Origin of the sequence: Sinorhizobium sp. 7-81 (genome assembly GCF_030124405.1) — a bacterium.
In the GTDB taxonomy this organism is placed as follows: Bacteria; Pseudomonadota; Alphaproteobacteria; order Rhizobiales; family Rhizobiaceae; genus Sinorhizobium; species Sinorhizobium psoraleae.
Genome location: NZ_JASKLT010000006.1, coordinates 153254 through 169279 on the forward strand (window position 1 = coordinate 153254; position 16026 = coordinate 169279).

General features: G+C 59.6%; 15 protein-coding genes. 6 read left to right on the plus strand and 9 right to left on the minus strand.

Annotated elements, in window-relative coordinates:
* Nucleotides 1–14: 14 nt before the first annotated feature.
* From QN224_RS20615 to QN224_RS20640, 6 genes are all read right to left on the minus strand, one after another.
* Nucleotides 15–809, minus strand: a complete 795-nt coding sequence (locus tag QN224_RS20615; protein ID WP_173513489.1) for a glycoside hydrolase family 16 protein — start codon at nucleotides 807–809, stop codon at nucleotides 15–17.
* Between the two features lie 5 nt (nucleotides 810–814).
* Entirely contained in the window at nucleotides 815–1201 is a 387-nt protein-coding gene (locus QN224_RS20620; RefSeq protein ID WP_283978171.1) for a hypothetical protein, read from the minus strand.
* Nucleotides 1202–1825: 624 nt separating this feature from the next.
* Nucleotides 1826–2083, minus strand: a complete 258-nt coding sequence (locus tag QN224_RS20625; RefSeq protein ID WP_173513491.1) for a hypothetical protein — start codon at nucleotides 2081–2083, stop codon at nucleotides 1826–1828.
* The gene (locus QN224_RS20630) at nucleotides 2080–2565 is read right to left on the minus strand and encodes a thermonuclease family protein (RefSeq protein WP_246299801.1); all 486 of its coding nucleotides are present in this window, start codon (nucleotides 2563–2565) and stop codon (nucleotides 2080–2082) included. Before QN224_RS20630 ends, QN224_RS20625 begins: the two co-directional genes overlap by 4 nt.
* Before the next feature lie 693 nt (nucleotides 2566–3258).
* Complete coding sequence (locus QN224_RS20635) at nucleotides 3259–4308, minus strand: glycosyltransferase family 2 protein (RefSeq protein ID WP_173513493.1); 1050 nt, start codon at nucleotides 4306–4308, stop codon at nucleotides 3259–3261.
* 184 nt (nucleotides 4309–4492) lie between these two features.
* On the minus strand, nucleotides 4493–4783 hold the full coding sequence (locus QN224_RS20640; protein WP_283978172.1) for an exopolysaccharide production repressor protein: 291 nt from the start codon (nucleotides 4781–4783) through the stop codon (nucleotides 4493–4495).
* Nucleotides 4784–5568: 785 nt separating this feature from the next.
* On the opposite strand from QN224_RS20640, the gene QN224_RS20645 reads away from it, so the two are divergent.
* Genes QN224_RS20645 through QN224_RS20660 form a run of 4 tightly spaced genes read left to right on the plus strand, consistent with a single transcriptional unit; the run spans nucleotide 5569 to nucleotide 9880 of the window.
* A complete protein-coding gene (locus QN224_RS20645) occupies nucleotides 5569–6249 on the plus strand; it encodes a sugar transferase (protein ID WP_269275484.1) in 681 nt (226 codons plus the stop codon).
* Nucleotides 6250–6305: 56 nt separating this feature from the next.
* Nucleotides 6306–7574, plus strand: coding sequence for a polysaccharide biosynthesis/export family protein (locus tag QN224_RS20650; protein ID WP_283978173.1), 1269 nt, complete (start codon nucleotides 6306–6308; stop codon nucleotides 7572–7574).
* Between the two features lie 7 nt (nucleotides 7575–7581).
* Complete coding sequence (locus QN224_RS20655) at nucleotides 7582–8862, plus strand: O-antigen ligase (RefSeq protein WP_173513497.1); 1281 nt, start codon at nucleotides 7582–7584, stop codon at nucleotides 8860–8862.
* 22 nt (nucleotides 8863–8884) lie between these two features.
* Nucleotides 8885–9880 carry an acyltransferase gene (locus QN224_RS20660; RefSeq protein ID WP_283978174.1) on the plus strand — a complete coding sequence of 332 codons (996 nt, stop codon included), beginning with the start codon at nucleotides 8885–8887 and terminating at the stop codon, nucleotides 9878–9880.
* Nucleotides 9881–9954: 74 nt separating this feature from the next.
* On the opposite strand, the gene galE is transcribed toward QN224_RS20660, so the two are convergent.
* Entirely contained in the window at nucleotides 9955–10941 is a 987-nt protein-coding gene (gene galE / locus QN224_RS20665) for a UDP-glucose 4-epimerase GalE (protein ID WP_173513499.1), read from the minus strand.
* Between the two features lie 492 nt (nucleotides 10942–11433).
* On the opposite strand from galE, the gene QN224_RS20670 reads away from it, so the two are divergent.
* Nucleotides 11434–13248, plus strand: a complete 1815-nt coding sequence (locus QN224_RS20670; RefSeq protein ID WP_283978175.1) for an ABC transporter ATP-binding protein — start codon at nucleotides 11434–11436, stop codon at nucleotides 13246–13248.
* Nucleotides 13249–13495: 247 nt separating this feature from the next.
* Here QN224_RS20670 and QN224_RS20675 read toward each other — a convergent pair whose 3' ends face one another.
* Together QN224_RS20675 and QN224_RS20680 are read right to left on the minus strand one after the other, a co-directional pair.
* Nucleotides 13496–13873 (minus strand): Atu4866 domain-containing protein, encoded by a 378-nt coding sequence (locus QN224_RS20675; protein WP_173513501.1) that lies wholly within the window; start codon nucleotides 13871–13873, stop codon nucleotides 13496–13498.
* Nucleotides 13874–13896: 23 nt separating this feature from the next.
* On the minus strand, nucleotides 13897–14955 hold the full coding sequence (locus QN224_RS20680; protein ID WP_283978309.1) for an aldo/keto reductase: 1059 nt from the start codon (nucleotides 14953–14955) through the stop codon (nucleotides 13897–13899).
* 98 nt (nucleotides 14956–15053) lie between these two features.
* Between QN224_RS20680 and QN224_RS20685 the strand changes: the two genes are divergently transcribed.
* Entirely contained in the window at nucleotides 15054–15941 is an 888-nt protein-coding gene (locus QN224_RS20685; protein WP_283978176.1) for a LysR family transcriptional regulator, read from the plus strand.
* Nucleotides 15942–16026: the final 85 nt, after the last annotated feature.

Here is a 16026-nt window from a genome sequence, read left to right on the forward strand (position 1 = left end):
CAAATGCTCAGAAATCACTCACTCAAACGGCATGCGACCGACTCGGCGAACTGGCATTCGTCGCCGGGGGCCGTGAAAGCGACGCGGTCTACTTGGAGCCTTGTCGGCTCCATGTAGGAGAATGTGCCCATCCAGTCCCTGAGGGTGTCCGTGCCCCAGAGACTGAAGAATATCTTCTGCGCGTTGGTCGGTATCTTTTTCGGATCCGTGACCTCATGGACCAACTCGCCGTTGACGTAATAGCGGATCCGCTCCTTCTCCCAGACAAAGGCATAGTCGTTGAAGCCCTGGTTGGCGCCACCAGGAACATCGGCAAGATGTTCGTTGCCACCCTTGGCCGAGACATATTGATTGAGCTGGACCTTTGCCGGGTTCTTGCCGAGCACTTCGAAATCGATTTCGTCGTGCGGCTTCTTGTCGGCCGGACCGATATAGGTGAAGAAGGCCGAATTCAGCCCGGAACCGTCCGCTGTCTTGATCCGTGCTTCGTAGGTGCCATAGCCGAAGCGCTTGCGGGTCTGAATTTCACCGCAGACAAAATTGCGTTCGCCTTGCTTGCCCTCTTGAAAGACCAGCTCCAGTATGCCGTTGGCTATTTTTACCTGCTTCTTGGACCAGGTGCAATTCTGGTGAGGACCATTGTTCCACCCGTCCGAGACATACCAGAAGCCGGTGTTCAGTGTGTCGAAGTCGTCCATGAAGGACGCGCCGTTGGCGCCCGTCTGGGCGGTCGCGGTTCCGGCGAGGCTCGCAAGCGGGAGTGTGACGAGTGTGAGGCGGCGCAGACGCGCATAGCGGTCGGGTGTCATTGTCATTACCTTTGTTGCGGCGAATAGCTTGCGTGCCCGCCATCTTGTGCCGGAAGCGCCATTCGCCCGGAACCTGATCGGCTTCCCGCCAGGACGCCGAGCAGATCGGTTGCCAGTCGCTTCACTAGATCGTGGCAAGCGACCAGGACTGCGATCACCAGGATCGGCATCGTGAAGTCGGAGACGGGGTAGTCTGCAAACCTGCTGCCACTCCAGAGCAGACCTTCACCGGGATGGAAGAGGAGCCAGTCCAGAAAACCGTAAGCGCCCGGGAATGCGCTCGTTTGCCGATCAAACGGGACGTGCACGAACACGATGCCGCAAACCAGCACAATGCGCAGCAGATCGACTCGCGACGAAACATTCGCGTCCATACCCACGATGTCAGTCACTCCCTATCTGGCAGCGCCTCGGCGGCAGCCGTTTCAACAGAGCAGTCTTGAGCTCGTAGGAGACAAACTAGGGCACGGGCGAAGAAAAAATATGGCAGTGCAACAGAAAAATGAAACGAATCATGTTGCACTGCACCTAAGGAGCGAATCCTAAAAAAACCGGCGGCTACCGCCCCATGCCGCCCTTCTTCAAAAAACCTCGGATTCGCCGCATGTTGCAGAAATTGTGCCCTGCAAAATTCTGGGGCAATCAAGGGTTGAGTCCCGGAAATATGTTTTTTTTAATTGAATGTTTTTTTTCGAGAATAATCTGGCCTTGGAGCGAGGACGCGACGAATTGCGGCAAGGTTTGGGCAGCTTTGTAGCATTCGATCGAAGGTAAAGCCCGCAAGGCGACAAAGCCGTTGAACATGCTCGGATATTTCGCCGGTCCTGTTATGCAAGCCCGCCTTACCTTGTGGCGGTTACGCGACCTCGGTGCATAGTGGGCGCTGTGCAAATTGCCGTGCCGCGGAGCTGCCTTTCGCGATCTACATCGCCCTTTGAATCGCTGCATGGTTTTAGGCTACGGAAACATGCAGTGGCGCGGCGTATGTCAGACGCGCGAAGGCTCACTCACGCGGGTCAATCATCGTCCTGCTTTGCGGAAACGGTGTGCGCTTCGTCCTCCAGCAGCGGTCTGGCACTGTTCTCCGCATTGCCGTTTTGCTCGGCTGCCGCAGCCCTGTTCTCCGATTTCAACGAAGGCATCAGAAGCGCTGCAATGATGCCCACGGGGCCGAGAACGCAACCAATCAGCAGCCAGCGAAGACTGTGGCCGCCCCTGAGCGCGGCCACGACCGCGGTCACGATGCTGCATAAGATCCAGATTTCAACGATCATTGATTTCGCTTGCTGCCTTCACAGGTCGGCTTTCGGTTCACGCGTCCGGCCAGCGCCGGACATGACCGGCCGAACTGACTGCGCCAAATTCCGGCGCCAGCCGAGCGGGCGGTGGCCTGCGCGTCAGCATAAGCGCCCTTGCTGTGTTCTTCCCGGTCAATGGCATTGCCGGTCTCCACGAGCCAGCGGTTCACGTCTTTGCCGTCGGCGCGAAAGCAGGTGCCGACAAAACGGCCGTAGCGATCGCGCTTGACGAGGTCGCAGCGCGTAGGGCGGGCCGCCGCCAGAAACGCGTCCAAAGCAGAAGCCGCATCCTTGCCACATCGGAAGTCTGAGCCTTTCTCATCCGAGCAGACTTGCCAGCCTTCCGGTGCGTCGACACCACTGAACTGGATGCGCTCGCCGGCGATTTCAATGGTATCGCCATCGATAACCGACGCGTGGCCAACGATCGGCTCTGCTCCTTGCGCGCTGTTGGCCATGACCAACAGAACCAGGAAAAAATAAACTTTTCGCTTCGTTACTGGAGACACGGCGCTGCAACTCGATTTCGCTCGGCGCTGAAAAGCGGGAAGTCTGCCGTCGAAGGCCGCTGCCGCCATCTCAAAGCCGATCATGCGCCGTTCCCGTCCAGCCTCGTTGGCTGTCACACTAACTCAGGTGCCCCGTCGTGCGTATCCTGCAAAACTGGGGGTGAGTGGCCGTGTGAGGCGCTTTACCGCTGATTGAGCAGTTCTGCAGGACGGGGCCGGGACGTGAAGCGCAAGGGTGAGGCGCTCAGAAGACAAACATGTAAAGCAGGATGATGACGACCAGGGGAACACCCATTAGCCACAGAATGATGCCTTTCATACCGCTCACCTTCATTTCGTTGCTGTTGAGGCGGTAACGCGAAGGCCGAAGAAGCGTTCCTTTCCGGCATGCAGGCAACAAAAAAGGCCGGGGCAACCCGACCTTTCCTCTTCGCTGCTCTACCCTGCCAGTACATCCGTGGTCAGCGGCATAAGCGCAAAGCCTACCTGCAGGTCAGGCGATCTCGCCGACATCTGCACAGGCAATTTGTTAAGCGGGATGTGGGAACTCCAATGGAGGATTGCAAGGTCTGTCACGTCTAATCTTTTTCAAAGCCACTCTACGTAGGCCACGATCCGGCGCGCTGCCTCGCGAGCGCGGCGTTACGGACTCTGTTGAGCTTTGCCGCTACTCCCCGGCTCGATCATGGGCGTTTCAAGCAGGTAGCGGATGGCACCTGAGCCGCCGAGTGCGACCGGTGCCGACGATTGACGCGGCCGAAAGCGCTCGGTCTTGTCGGCAAGGATTCCGCCGACGATCGCCGGGAGCGCACCGGGATTTTTGAAACCATAGCCTATCGCGCGCAAGTAACCCGCCTGGTTCTTGAGATCGAGAAAGTGGCGCAGTTCGTAGCGGTCCCGGATGTGGCGCTCATGGCGACGGATGGCGGTCGCGGCATCGGCGCTCAATGGACTTTCGGTAAGGATCGCCCGGTCCGCCTCGTAAAGTCGCTTCAAGTCGTCCGTGCGGTGGCTACCGCTCAACGAATTGCCACGTACGACGGCGGCATAGCCGCAGCTGTGGATGATCTTGTAGCGAGCGCCCTTGGCCAGTGCTCTGGCATAAAGGTCGTAGTCTTCGCCGAGGCGCAGGTCTTCCTTGTAGCGGAGCCGATGTTCATCGAGGAACGAGCGTCGCATCAACGGCTTAAGGAAGCCGATCTCGCCGCGACGAACGCCGCGCCGGGAGATATTGCCCTCTACGAAACCGATAAGATCGAGCAGGCGGGGACGGGGCGTGAAACGGCCGATCCTGCCGTGCGCTGTGTCGGCCTGGCTAGCGTCGATGAACGCGATGTTGTCTGCAATGAAGTCCCAGTCTTCCTCTAAGAGGAGCTGACGAAGTCGACCAGGGAAAAAGAAGTCGTCGGCATCCAGCACGCCAAGAACCGGCGATTGCGAGATTGATATCGCATGATTGCGTGCGGCGGCCGGACCGCGGTTTTCTTCGAAGCGGACCACCTTCAGTCGGCCACTTCCGTCGTCCGCCGCGTGTGCGGTGCGGGCAGTGTCATCGGTCGAACCGTCGTCAATGATCACGACTTCGGCAGCTTCCGGTTCGGCAAGCGCGGAGGCGATCGCCCTGGTGATCGTGTCGGCGGCGTTCTTTGCGGCAATGATAATGCAGACGTTCGTCGGCGCGGCTGCGGTCATACTGGCCTCCAGCAGGTGATCGAGATGCGTCGGTGTAATGCAAGTTCCACCAGACCCGCAAAACATGTCCGGCGATCATGTCGCAAACGCGTCAAGCTCGAAATTTTTTGCAGTGCGGCAACGCAGCGGCTGATGCGGCCCCCGAATTGCTGCCTTGATCAGAGGCGATCGACGGAACCGGAACCTAGCGGTTGGAGTGGCCCGCGCGGTTCAAACGGCGGATCGAAACCTTGCCTGTTTGCTTGTCATCGGAAGCAGGTTCGACCGGCACCTTGCCGGTAGATAAACTGCGCCGGGCCCGAGCCTCCTTCCAGACCAGGAAGACGACGGCGATGAAATATCCGACTTGCATCAGCACGGCGCAGATCAGTGTCTGTATCGCCGCCGATATCAGTGAGCCGTTCAGGATGTAGGTTGCGATGGCAAAAGCCACCAATGCGCCGATCATGCTGGCAAAGACGCGTGGTGCGAACATCCCGCTACCCCGCCTTCGGATTCTTTATGCGAATGACCATCGGACTCTTACGCCTCTCCTCCCACTTTTTTCACTATATTAGTGGTCTCTTTTCTCTTCAACATGCAAAGCAGAACTTTGTCGCTACTGTTTTTTACCGCGAAAATCTTTCCGTCACGTTCACTGCGCGTGAGAGGGCGAATCACGTTGGAGTGATCATTCCTGGAATACAATGGGTGGTTGTGTGGCTGAAAGAAATGCAACAAAACTTGTGGAGATCGGGTACGAACTGGTTCGTTTGCGGACCCCTAAATTGAGAGGGGTAGATGCGAACTCATTCTGATCGCTGCATCTTTTGGCGCTGCGAAAGGAGTTTTCCTGATCAACTTTTGTTACAAGTAGTGTTCGTAAAGGTCGAGAAAAATGTGCACTGCAAAACTATGGTGCAATGCAAAAAATCGAACCGGATCGAACGTTTGTCAATTTCGTGCCGGCGCCGCTGCCGCCCGTCCGAGTGAAACAATGATAGGATCGCTGTAATACTTCGCGATCCGCAAGAGTTACGCGCCGCCAATGTTTCAACATGGCGGCCTTGTGACAAATTATCATGATTATAAGTTGCGGATGTTTGTAATTAAATTTTAGTAATAGTGCGTGCGCCCAAAGGGTTAAAACGCTCTGGCGAGGGTGCCCGCGGAGGCGGCCTTGTTTTTGCCTTCAAAAAACAAAATCTCACCATACACTCGCGCTAGATGACCCGCGTCCTGCGGGACCGACACTCGCAAAACGTAAATGGAGTCACCTCTATGAAGTCCGCGACTCGCTCGGCCACTTCGCCGTTTTTCATCGCACAAGAGACCGGGGTCTTCCGGCCGATAGGTGGCATATCAAAACGAAGTTTTGACGTTGCCGCGGCATCCTTGGCTCTTATCTTCTTCAGCCCGCTCTTCCTGCTCATCATGGCGCTCGTTAAGCTCTCTGATGGTGGGAGTGTTTTCTATGGACACCGCCGCATCGGCCACAACGGTCAGGCCTTCAAGTGCCTGAAGTTCCGGACGATGATGGAAAACGGCGATCGTGTGCTGAAGGACTATTTCAAGCAGAATCCAGCCGCCTACGAGGAATGGCGCACGACCCGCAAGCTCCAGCACGACCCGCGGGTTACCGCTGTAGGCAGCGTGTTGCGCAAGCTCAGCCTCGATGAATTGCCGCAACTTCTCAACATCATTCGCGGCGAAATGAGCGTGGTCGGCCCGCGCCCGGTCGTCGAGGACGAACTCGAGCTTTATGATTCGGCTGCCGTCTACTATCTGCGTTCCCGGCCTGGTCTGACCGGCCTTTGGCAGATCAGCGGCCGCAATGACGTATCTTACGAGGCCAGAGTGGCCTTCGATACGCAATACGTCCAGAACTGGTCGCTCCTTGCCGACCTTGCCATCGTCGTCAAGACGATCCCTGCCGTCTGCTTCTCACGCGGCAGCTATTGAAATCTTGGCACTGACCGCATGGTCGAGACAGTGTCAGGCATCAGGAAATCACGAAAATGCAACCTATCAGAATTTCGGGGACGTTCGCCGTCCAAAAGCTTTCCTGCTTCGCGCGTGTTGCGCTGATCGCGGTCATGGCCGTGGTAGGGGGCGCGGCGGCACAGGCCGACGAATACCGGCTCGGCGTGATGGACAAGCTGCGCGTCCGCGTCGCCGAGTGGCAGACTGCCGAGGGCGCCGTCCGCGACTGGTCGGCCGTCAGCGGCGACTATACGATCGGTGCATCGGGGAACCTCTCTCTGCCCTTTATCGGCGACCTGCCAGCCTCGGGCAAGACGACAACGGAAGTCGCTGCCGAGATCGGCATCCAGATGCAGAAGCTCTTCGGCCTGCGCGACCGGCCTACGGCGTCGGTCGAAATGGCGCAATACCGCCCGGTCTATCTTACCGGCGAGGTGGAGACTCCGGGCGAATACCCCTATGCGCCGAAGATGACCGTACTCAAGGCCGTCAGCCTCAGCGGGGGATTGCGCCGCGCTCCAAGCGGCCAACGATTCGTCCGGGACTACATCACCGCGAGCGGCGAATCCGCCGTGCAGGTCTCCGAGCGCAACAGGCTGCTCATTCGCCGCGCCCGGCTTCAGGCTGAAATCGGCAAGCGCGACAAGATCGAATTGCCCGACGAACTCAAGAACGCCGAGGGGGTTGAAAAGCTGCTCGCCAATGAGACGGCTTTGATGCAGTCGCGCGACAAGCGGCAGGAGCGGCAGCTGGCAGCCCTTGCCGATCTTAAATCCCTTCTTCAAAGCGAGATCGAGTCGCTTGCGAAGAAATCCGAGACCCAGGCGCGCCAACTCGAACTCGTCATGGAAGACCGCGAGAAGGTCGACAGCCTCGCCGAAAAGGGGCTGGCGTTGAGCCAGCGCAAACTCGCGCTCGAACAAAGGGTCGCGGACGTGCAGTCGTCGCTGCTCGACATCGACACCAATTCGCTCAAGGCAAAGCAGGATTACAACAAGGCGACGCAGGACGAGACCAATCTGCGCAACGATTGGGACGAGCAACTCGCCCAGGAACTGCAGAACACCGAGGCCGAGCTCGAAACGCTCTCGCTGAAGGTCGGCACCAGCCGCGACCTGATGGCCGAGGCACTGCTGCAATCGGCCGAGGCGGCACAATTGGAAGAGCAAAACGCCGAGGCGAACATCACCTATTCGATCATCCGTGAAAAGGATGGCACGCCGACGGAGATCGCGGCAAGCGAGAATACCGAGGTGCTGCCCGGCGACGTCATCAAGGTAAGCGCCGCGCTGGCGATGCGGTGAGTTCACCATGCGGATTTCGAAGGCGAGCCTCGTCAGCCCTGGGGTGAATCAGCTTTACGGCGCTGTGGCCGTGGCGCTGTCGTTGTTCGTCTTCGCCTATTCGCCCCGCTTCGGGCAGGTTTCGATCCTGCTCTATTACGCTTTGTGGCTGCCGCTGGTCCTCGTCGACTACCGCAAGGTTCTTGGCAACTACGGCAAGTATCTCTGGATCTTCGCCTTCACCATATTTGCCTGTCTTTCCTTCTTCTGGTCGGCGGCGCCGGCGATGACGATGCGCACTGGAGTGCAATATCTCAGCCACGTCGTCTGCGCGCTGATCGCCATGCGGACGATCGATATCCAAACACTGACGCGGGGAGGGATCGCCGGCGTCGCCATTGTCCTGCTCTATTCGCTGCTTTTCGGCGTCTATCATTACGATCCGCTGGACGGCACGTACAGCTTCGTTGGCGCTTTTGCATCGAAGAACCAACTGGGCTTCTACGCTTCGCTAGGCATCTATTTCGCCTTCGTTGCTGTTTTCACCCTTGGCGAACGTGGTTTCTGGATGGCGGCGGCGGGCGTCGCCGGGCTGATCTCTGCCTATTCTCTGCTGGCTTCCCAGTCGGCAACTTCGGTCCTGACGGCTGCGGCAATCATCAGCCTCTGCCTCGGAATGCGGGTGATATCCGCCCTGCGGCCCTCGAGCCGCAAAGGGCTTTTCGTCGCCGCGGCAGTGTTCGGCATCGTTGCCTCCGTGGCCGTGGTCTATGGCGGCGGGCTCGACCTGGTGCTCGGCGCCTTCGGCAAGGATTCGACCCTTACCGGCCGAACCTATCTGTGGCAGCAGGGCATCGAAGCGGCCGCGGCTGCGCCGATCGTCGGGATCGGCTACCAGGCCTATTGGATCCAGGGATTTTCGGAGGCGGAACGGCTCTGGGAGGAGTTTTACATCACCGCGCGCTCCGGGTTTCATTTTCACAATACCTATATCGAGGCGATCGTGGAAACGGGGGCGATCGGCCTCCTGTTGCTGACCACGATCCTGCTCACGACCGTGTTCGGCCATCTGAAGCGGCTGCTTTCAGAAGACCGCGATCCGGATTCGCTGGTGCTCTTCGGCATTGCAATGCTGCTTCTCATCCGATCCTTCGTCGAGGTCGACATTCTCAACCCGTATCACGTCGGGTCGTTCTTACTGTACTTTTCGGCGGGCAAGCTGACGATCCCGCGCACGCGACCGACCACGAACTGGCTCTGGCCGGAAGACGGGCGTTCCACAGCCTACAGGGTTCGTTTCAGCGCGTAATACTGCGTCATGGGGGCGCTCAATGAAAACGATCCACGGGGTCCAATACCTGCGCGCGGTGGCAGCGCTCGCGGTGGTGATATTCCACGCGGCTGAAAAGACCGGTCATCATTTCACGATCGGCGCGGCCGGCGTTGACGTCTTCTTCGTCATCAGCGGCTTCATCATGTGGGTCATCAGCGATCGCCGGCCCGTCACACCCGCAAGGTTCGTGATCGATCGCCTCCGGCGAATCGTGCCCGTCTACTGGATGGCGACGATGGTCATGGTCGCCGGAGGCGTCGCGGGGCTTTTCCCGAATATGGTTTTATCTGTGAAGCATGTGCTCGCTTCATTGTTCTTCGTGCCAATGCGCTCTCCGAGCAATGGCGAGATATGGCCGGTCCTGGTGCAGGGCTGGACGCTCAATTTCGAGATGCTTTTCTACGCGGTCTTCGCGGTCTCGCTGCTGCTGCCGCGAAACTGGCGCTTGCCGTCGATTGCAGGCCTGTTCTTCCTGCTGGTATTGGGCGGACTGGCGACCAGCATCGACAATCCCCTGATGCTGACTTATACGCGACCCCTCATCCTTGAATTCGTGGCAGGCATGGTCATCGGCGAGTTCTGGCTGAAGGGTAGGGTGCCACCGCTCGCGGCCGGCGTGGCGCTGATCGCCTGCTCGCTCGGCGGCTTCGCACTTATCGGCCTTCTCCGACTGCCGTTCGATGAATTCACAGTCGGCCCGTTGGCGACGATGCTTGTTGTCGGCGTCCTCTCAGCTGAGGCTAGCGGACGTGTCCGTTCGATGTGGTTGCCTAACCTTCTCGGCAACGCCTCCTACTCGATTTATCTTTGGCACACTTTCGCGATTTCCGTGGTCGCCAAGGCCGCTTCCATAATCAGGATCGATGCCGCCCTGTCGATGGCCATTTGCGTGCTTTCAGGCATCCTGATCGGCATTGCCGGCTATACGATGCTGGAGCGCCCGTTGCTTCATCGAAGCCGCATACAACCGGCGGCCCAGAGCTTGGCTGGGTAAGTCAGCAAGTGCTCGCCTGTTGAGGCGCGGCATGTTCCTCGGACGAGAACATGCCGCAGCGCCTGGCGCAGAAATCAGGCCCCTTGATTTCTGCGCGAGTGCCAGTTCCAGGCGGACTCGGTGATCGCCGCAAGGTCATATTGCGGTTGCCAGCCAAGCACCGCGCGAGCCTTGTCGTTGTTGGCGACCAGCGTGGTGGAGTCCCCTTCACGCCGCCCGGCATAGCCGATATTGAACGGTCGCTTGGCGACCTTTTCGATCGCGCTCAGAAGCTCCTTGACCGTCGTGCCGGTGCCCGTGCCAAGATTAAGTTCGACGCTCTCGCCGCCATCCAGCAGATAATCCACCGCCCGCACATGCGCATCGGCAAGGTCGAGGACGTGGATATAGTCGCGCACACAGGTGCCGTCGCGGGTATCGTAGTCGGTTCCGAACACGTTGAAGCTTTCCCGCCGACCGAGCGCCGTGTCGATCGCGAGCGGGATCGCGTGGGTTTCCGGTTCGTGCCACTCGCCGATCCGCCCCTCGAAGTCGGCGCCCGCGGCATTAAAGTAGCGCAGGATCACGGAACGCAAGCCCTTGTAAAGACCGTAGTCCTTCAGCGCCTGTTCGCAGATCCATTTCGTGCGCCCGTAGGGGTTGATCGGCGCTTGCTTGTGGGTTTCGTCCATCGGCACGCTGTCGGGCAGGCCATAGGTGGCGCAGGTGGACGAGAATACGAAGGCGTCAATCCCGGCAGCGAGCGCCGCCGACAGCAAGGTCAGCGTACCGATGACATTGTTGTCGTAGAACGCGGCCGGGTCCTTTACCGACTCGCCGACTTCGATCATCGCCGCAAAATGCAGGATCGCGCGCGGCCGATGTCGTGCGAGAACGTCATCGAGACGCTTGCGGTCGCGAATGTCGCCTTTTTCGAGGACACCCCATTTGACGAATTCTTCATGCCCGTTCGAGAGGTTGTCGTAGACGATAGGCTGGTAGCCTTTGTTGGCCAGCTGGAGGCACGTATGGGAGCCGATATAACCGGCGCCGCCGACGACAAGAATGTTGTTGTTCTGCACAGGCAACCTCGAGAATCACATCTAGTTTCAATAGGGACCGCTGCACGGTTTGCAACGAATAGCGGCGAAATTCCCAGCACATTGTGAAAGTTCTGCAACGGACGCGCATTTTCAGACAGCGCAGCCGCCTTGCGACAGGATGTGGCGAGCGACTGTTGCAAACCGGCTGCACCTTGCCCGCAGCGACACCGAAATACAATATCCGCGCTTGGCGCTATGGCCGTATTCAACTATAAGGGGTCTTCCGGTGATCAGAATCAGGGAGGCTAAGATGACAGTTTTTTCCATCTCCCTATCGGGCGATCCAATATTCTCCGTGTGACATGGGGCGTTTGCGCTTCTGATCGCAGTTTAGGGTATTGGCTCCGTCCGGTGCTCTCCGCCTTGGAGACCGCGCCGATTCATTGATGCCGCACCGGTTTCGCTTTCCCTGACGGCATTCCTTTCGTGACCTAGATTTTGAGGCCGGTGCACCGTCACCGGGCAATTCATATGGCTTTTACTCGTTTTGTCGCACGCGACCGCGCGTTCCGCAGCGTCTTCCGCTTTTGCTGGGCCCATTGGAAGAAACAGCCGGCGCGGCTTTCGGCGATCCTCGGCGCCGTGCTTCTCTCTACGCTTGCCGATGTATTGACGCCGCTTTATTCCGGCAGGCTCGTCGACGCCGTCGTCTCAGGCGCGCCGACCGATGAGATTGCCTGGAACGCGGCTGTTGCGGCCTTCCTGATGCTGATGGCGCTGTCGCTCGGCGCGATCGTGCTCAGGCACGTGACATTCATGGGCATCGTCAGCCTGACGCTGAAAATGATGTCCGATATCGCCTCGGCCGCCTTTCATCACATTCAGCGGTTTTCCAGCGACTGGCACGCCAACAGCTTCGCCGGCTCGACGGTGCGCAAGGTGACGCGTGGAATGTGGGCGCTGGATCTCCTGAACGATACGCTGCTGGTGGCGCTGTTCCCGTCGGTGATCATGCTGGTGGGGTCGACAGCGCTGATGGCCTGGTACTGGCCGATGATGGGCGTGATCATCGGGCTCGGCTCGTTAGCCTTCATAGTGACGACGGTCGCCCTTTCACTCGGCTATGTGGCGCCGATGGCGAGCCTTGCCAACAGTTGGGACACGAAGCTCGGCGGTGCACTGGCTGACGCCGTGAGCTGCAACATCGTCGTCAAGGGGTTCGGCGCCGAAAGTCGCGAGGATCAACGCCTCGCCAGGGTGCTCGGCAAGTGGCAGAACCGGACCCGCCGCACGTGGACTCGTGGAACTGTAAACGGCACGACACAGGGCGCCATGCTGCTCATATTGCGCGCGGCGGTGATCGGTTTTGCCCTGGTATTGTGGGCGAGGGGGCAGGCGAGCGCCGGCGATATCACCTTCGTGCTGACCTCGTTCTTCATCCTGCAAGGCTATCTGCGCGAAGTCGGCATGCACATCCGCAACCTGCAGCGCTCGATCAACGACATGGAGGAGCTTGTCGACATCCATGCCCAGCCGCTTGGCATCGAAGACCGGGCCGGCGCGAAGCCGATCCGCATCACCGACGGCAAGATAGAGTTCAAGGATGTAACCTTTCACTACGGCGCGCACCGTGCACCGCTTTATGACCGCTTCTCGGTAAGCATCCGCGCCGGCGAGCGGGTCGGCCTCGTCGGGCATTCCGGTTCGGGTAAGACGACCTTCGTCAAGCTGATCCAGCGCCTCCACGACCTGAAGGCAGGCGAGATCACCATCGATGGGCAGGATATTGCCGGCGTGACGCAGGCGTCGCTCCGCCAGCAGATCGCCATCGTGCAGCAGGAGCCGATCCTGTTCCATCGTTCGCTTGCGGAAAACATCGCCTACGGGCGGCCGGGAGCAACGCAGCGCGAGATCGAGGAGGCGGCGAGGCTTGCGAGCGCCCACGACTTCATCGAAGCTCTCCCGAAGGGCTACGGCACACTCGTTGGCGAGCGCGGCGTCAAGCTCTCCGGCGGCGAGCGTCAGCGCGTCGCCATCGCCCGGGCATTCCTCGCAGACGCGCCAATCCTGATCCTCGACGAAGCGACGTCGAGCCTCGATTCCGAATCCGAGGTGCTTATCCAGCAGGCGATGGAGCGGCTGATGATGGGACGCACGACACTGGTGATCGCGCATCGGCTGTCGACGGTGCGCGCGCTCGACCGCTTGCTTGTCTTCAACCGTGGTCGTATCGCGGAAGAGGGCGATCATGACACGCTCATTCGACTGAAAGGCGGCATTTACCGCGGCCTCTTCGAGCGCCAGGCGTTGGAGCTCACCAAGGGGCTGGTCCTCAGCGACGGCTAAGTGGCCCTCATTCGCACGAACGGGCCGGCGGTCGCAGCTCCTGCGATCGCGCACTCGTCCGCATCGCCTCACTCACAGGAGTCGAGCGAACATAAGCGAGCGCCATGTTGCGCCCATTCCTTGATCAGGCGCCCGTCCGGCCGCGAGAGCGCGGCCGGACGGGCGAGGGTGCGCCGGTCATGAGCCAGACGGGATCCGCCCATGTCATGCCGGTAACGATATGTCATTCCTGTCGTAGCAGTCGCATTCACTTGCGCCACAAAACCATGCCGCCGTGATGCAGAGTATTTTTGTCAACGAAGTCGCCATCGGCGGTAAAACCCGTATCATCCCAATATTCAATATGGGACCCTGTCACTTCGTAGCGGCCCTCATAGGCGCGTTCGCGTGCACCGCGCGCCTCGACATAGCGCCCGTTCGGTAGAAGTTCATGGCGGATGTAACCGTCTTCTGTGACCCACATGCCTGTGTAAGAGTTCTGTGTCACCTTCTGCTCCTGAGATTGCGATTGGGATGCGGTCGATGCCGGCGCTGCGCTCCGGTTTTGGTCTCGTGTCTGCGCCACGGCCGGGGAGGCAAGTGCAGCCATGGCTGCCGGGATGATTGCGAGTAAACCGATACGCATGTTGGTTTCCTTTGACCGAGGCGTCAGGTGCGGCGAGCCACGGAGGCTCCGCCGAAGATGAGTTGCTGAACCAAGGGGCGCTCGACGAAACGGGCCGGGAATATGGGGTCGGGGGCGCTTACTCGATTCAGTCGATCGAGATGCTCTGGCGACAGCACTAGGTCCAATGCGCCCAGATTGTCCTCGGCCTGGGCGACGGTGCGGGCGCCCATGACGGGCGATACGACCGTGCGGTTCGCAAGTGTCCATGCGAGCGACACCCGGGATGCTGTCGAGCCCAGCTCTTCCGCAACGGCGCGAACCTCGTCCGCGATCTCGATCGAGCGCTCGGTAAGATGTCCCGAGGAGGCGATTACGCCCTTACGGGTGGGAGACACGGCTGCCTCCCGTGATTCCTGAACGTCCGATCGGGCGTATTTGCCGGCCAGAACCCCGCCTCCCAACGGCGACCAAGGGAGCACGCCGATTCCGAGTGCTGCGGCCATCGGCATGAGCTCATGCTCGACAGTGCGCTCCACGAGGCTGTATTCGACCTGCAGCGCCACGAATGGCGACCATCCGCGCAGATCGGCGAGCGTCTGCATTTGAGAGATCCGCCATGCGGGCGTATTGCAGATACCGAGATAAAGAATCTTCCCCGACCGAACGAGGTCGTCGAGGCCCCGCATCACCTCTTCAGGCTGGGTCGTAAAGTCCCATCCGTGCAGGTAGAAAAGCTCGATGCGATCGGTGCCGAGTTGCCGGAGGCTCTGCTCGACGGATCGCATCATGTTGAGGCGATGGTTGCCGCCCGAATTCGGGTTGCCGGACTCGCGGGCCATCGTGAACTTCGTCGCAATGACGAGCCGCTCACGCTTCTCGCCGATGAATTCTCCGAGGAAGCGTTCGGCGGCACCGTCGGTGTAGTTCACCGAGGTATCGATGAAGTTGCCGCCCCGATCGACGTAGAGATCGAAGATGCGACGGGCTTCGGCTATATCGGCGCCCCACCCCCAATCCGACCCGAAGGTCATGGTGCCGAGGCTCATGGGCGAAACACGCAAGCCCGAACGTCCTAACAACCTGTAGTTATCGAGTGTCATTCTGGTCATCTCCAAATTCCAACGAGCCGAACGTAGAGACACTCAAAGGAGCGGACAATTTGCCCAATCATGACTATGCTGGTAAGCTGGGATAACCAATGGCTGTCGACCTGACCGGTATTTCTGTTTTTCTGGCCGTCGCGGAGGCGCGAAACTTTCGCGCGGCCGCCGAGCACCTGGGTATCACCCGGTCGGCGGTAAGCCAGACGATCCGACGCCTCGAGGATCGGCTTGGCGTTGCGCTCTTTCAGCGCACAACGCGCAGCGTCAGCCTGACAGAGGCAGGCGAGCAGCTTTACCAGCGCGTGGCACCAGCCATTGCGGAGGTCGGCTCGGCTCTGGATGCAACCGCGGATCGGGATACCGCCCCGAGCGGCCTCTTGCGACTGGCAGTGTCTTCGATTGCGGAACGTTTCATTTCAGGACCACTGCTGGCGAGCTTTGCGAATGCCTACCCTGCGGTCCAGATCGACGTGACCGTTACCGACGAGGAATTCGACATCGTGGCCGAAGGATACGATGCGGGGGTGCGGCTTGGCGAAGTGATCGACCAGGACATGATCGCTATCCCGGTATCCGGCGAACAACGTCAGACCGCAGTTGCCGCACCCTCCTATATCGAGCGCTTCGGCCGGCCGTCGCATCCATCCGAATTGGCGCAGCATCGCTGTATCGGCTGGCGTCCTGCACCGCAGACTGCGCCTTACCGCTGGGAATTCAGTGAAAACGGACGCGAGTTCGACGTCGCAGTCAATCCTCAGATTACCACCAATGATATGTGGCTGATGATCCGAACGGCCTGTGCAGGGGGAGGCATAACCTTCGGCATGGAGGACACTTTCAGCCCCTATGTCTTGTCCGGGCAACTGGTGCCTCTCCTCCAGGAATATTGCCCGCCGTTTGCCGGCTTTTTCCTCTATTTTCCCAACCGTCGGAACCTTGCCCCGAAGCTGCGCGCCCTGATCGAACACGTGAGGCGGCGGTAGCCCGGCGGTCCGCGGTTCAAGTGGCCACGCATGCTCGCAGACGGCGTGACCGCTGGTAGCGCTGCCTCTTCGGTGGATGCGCCAG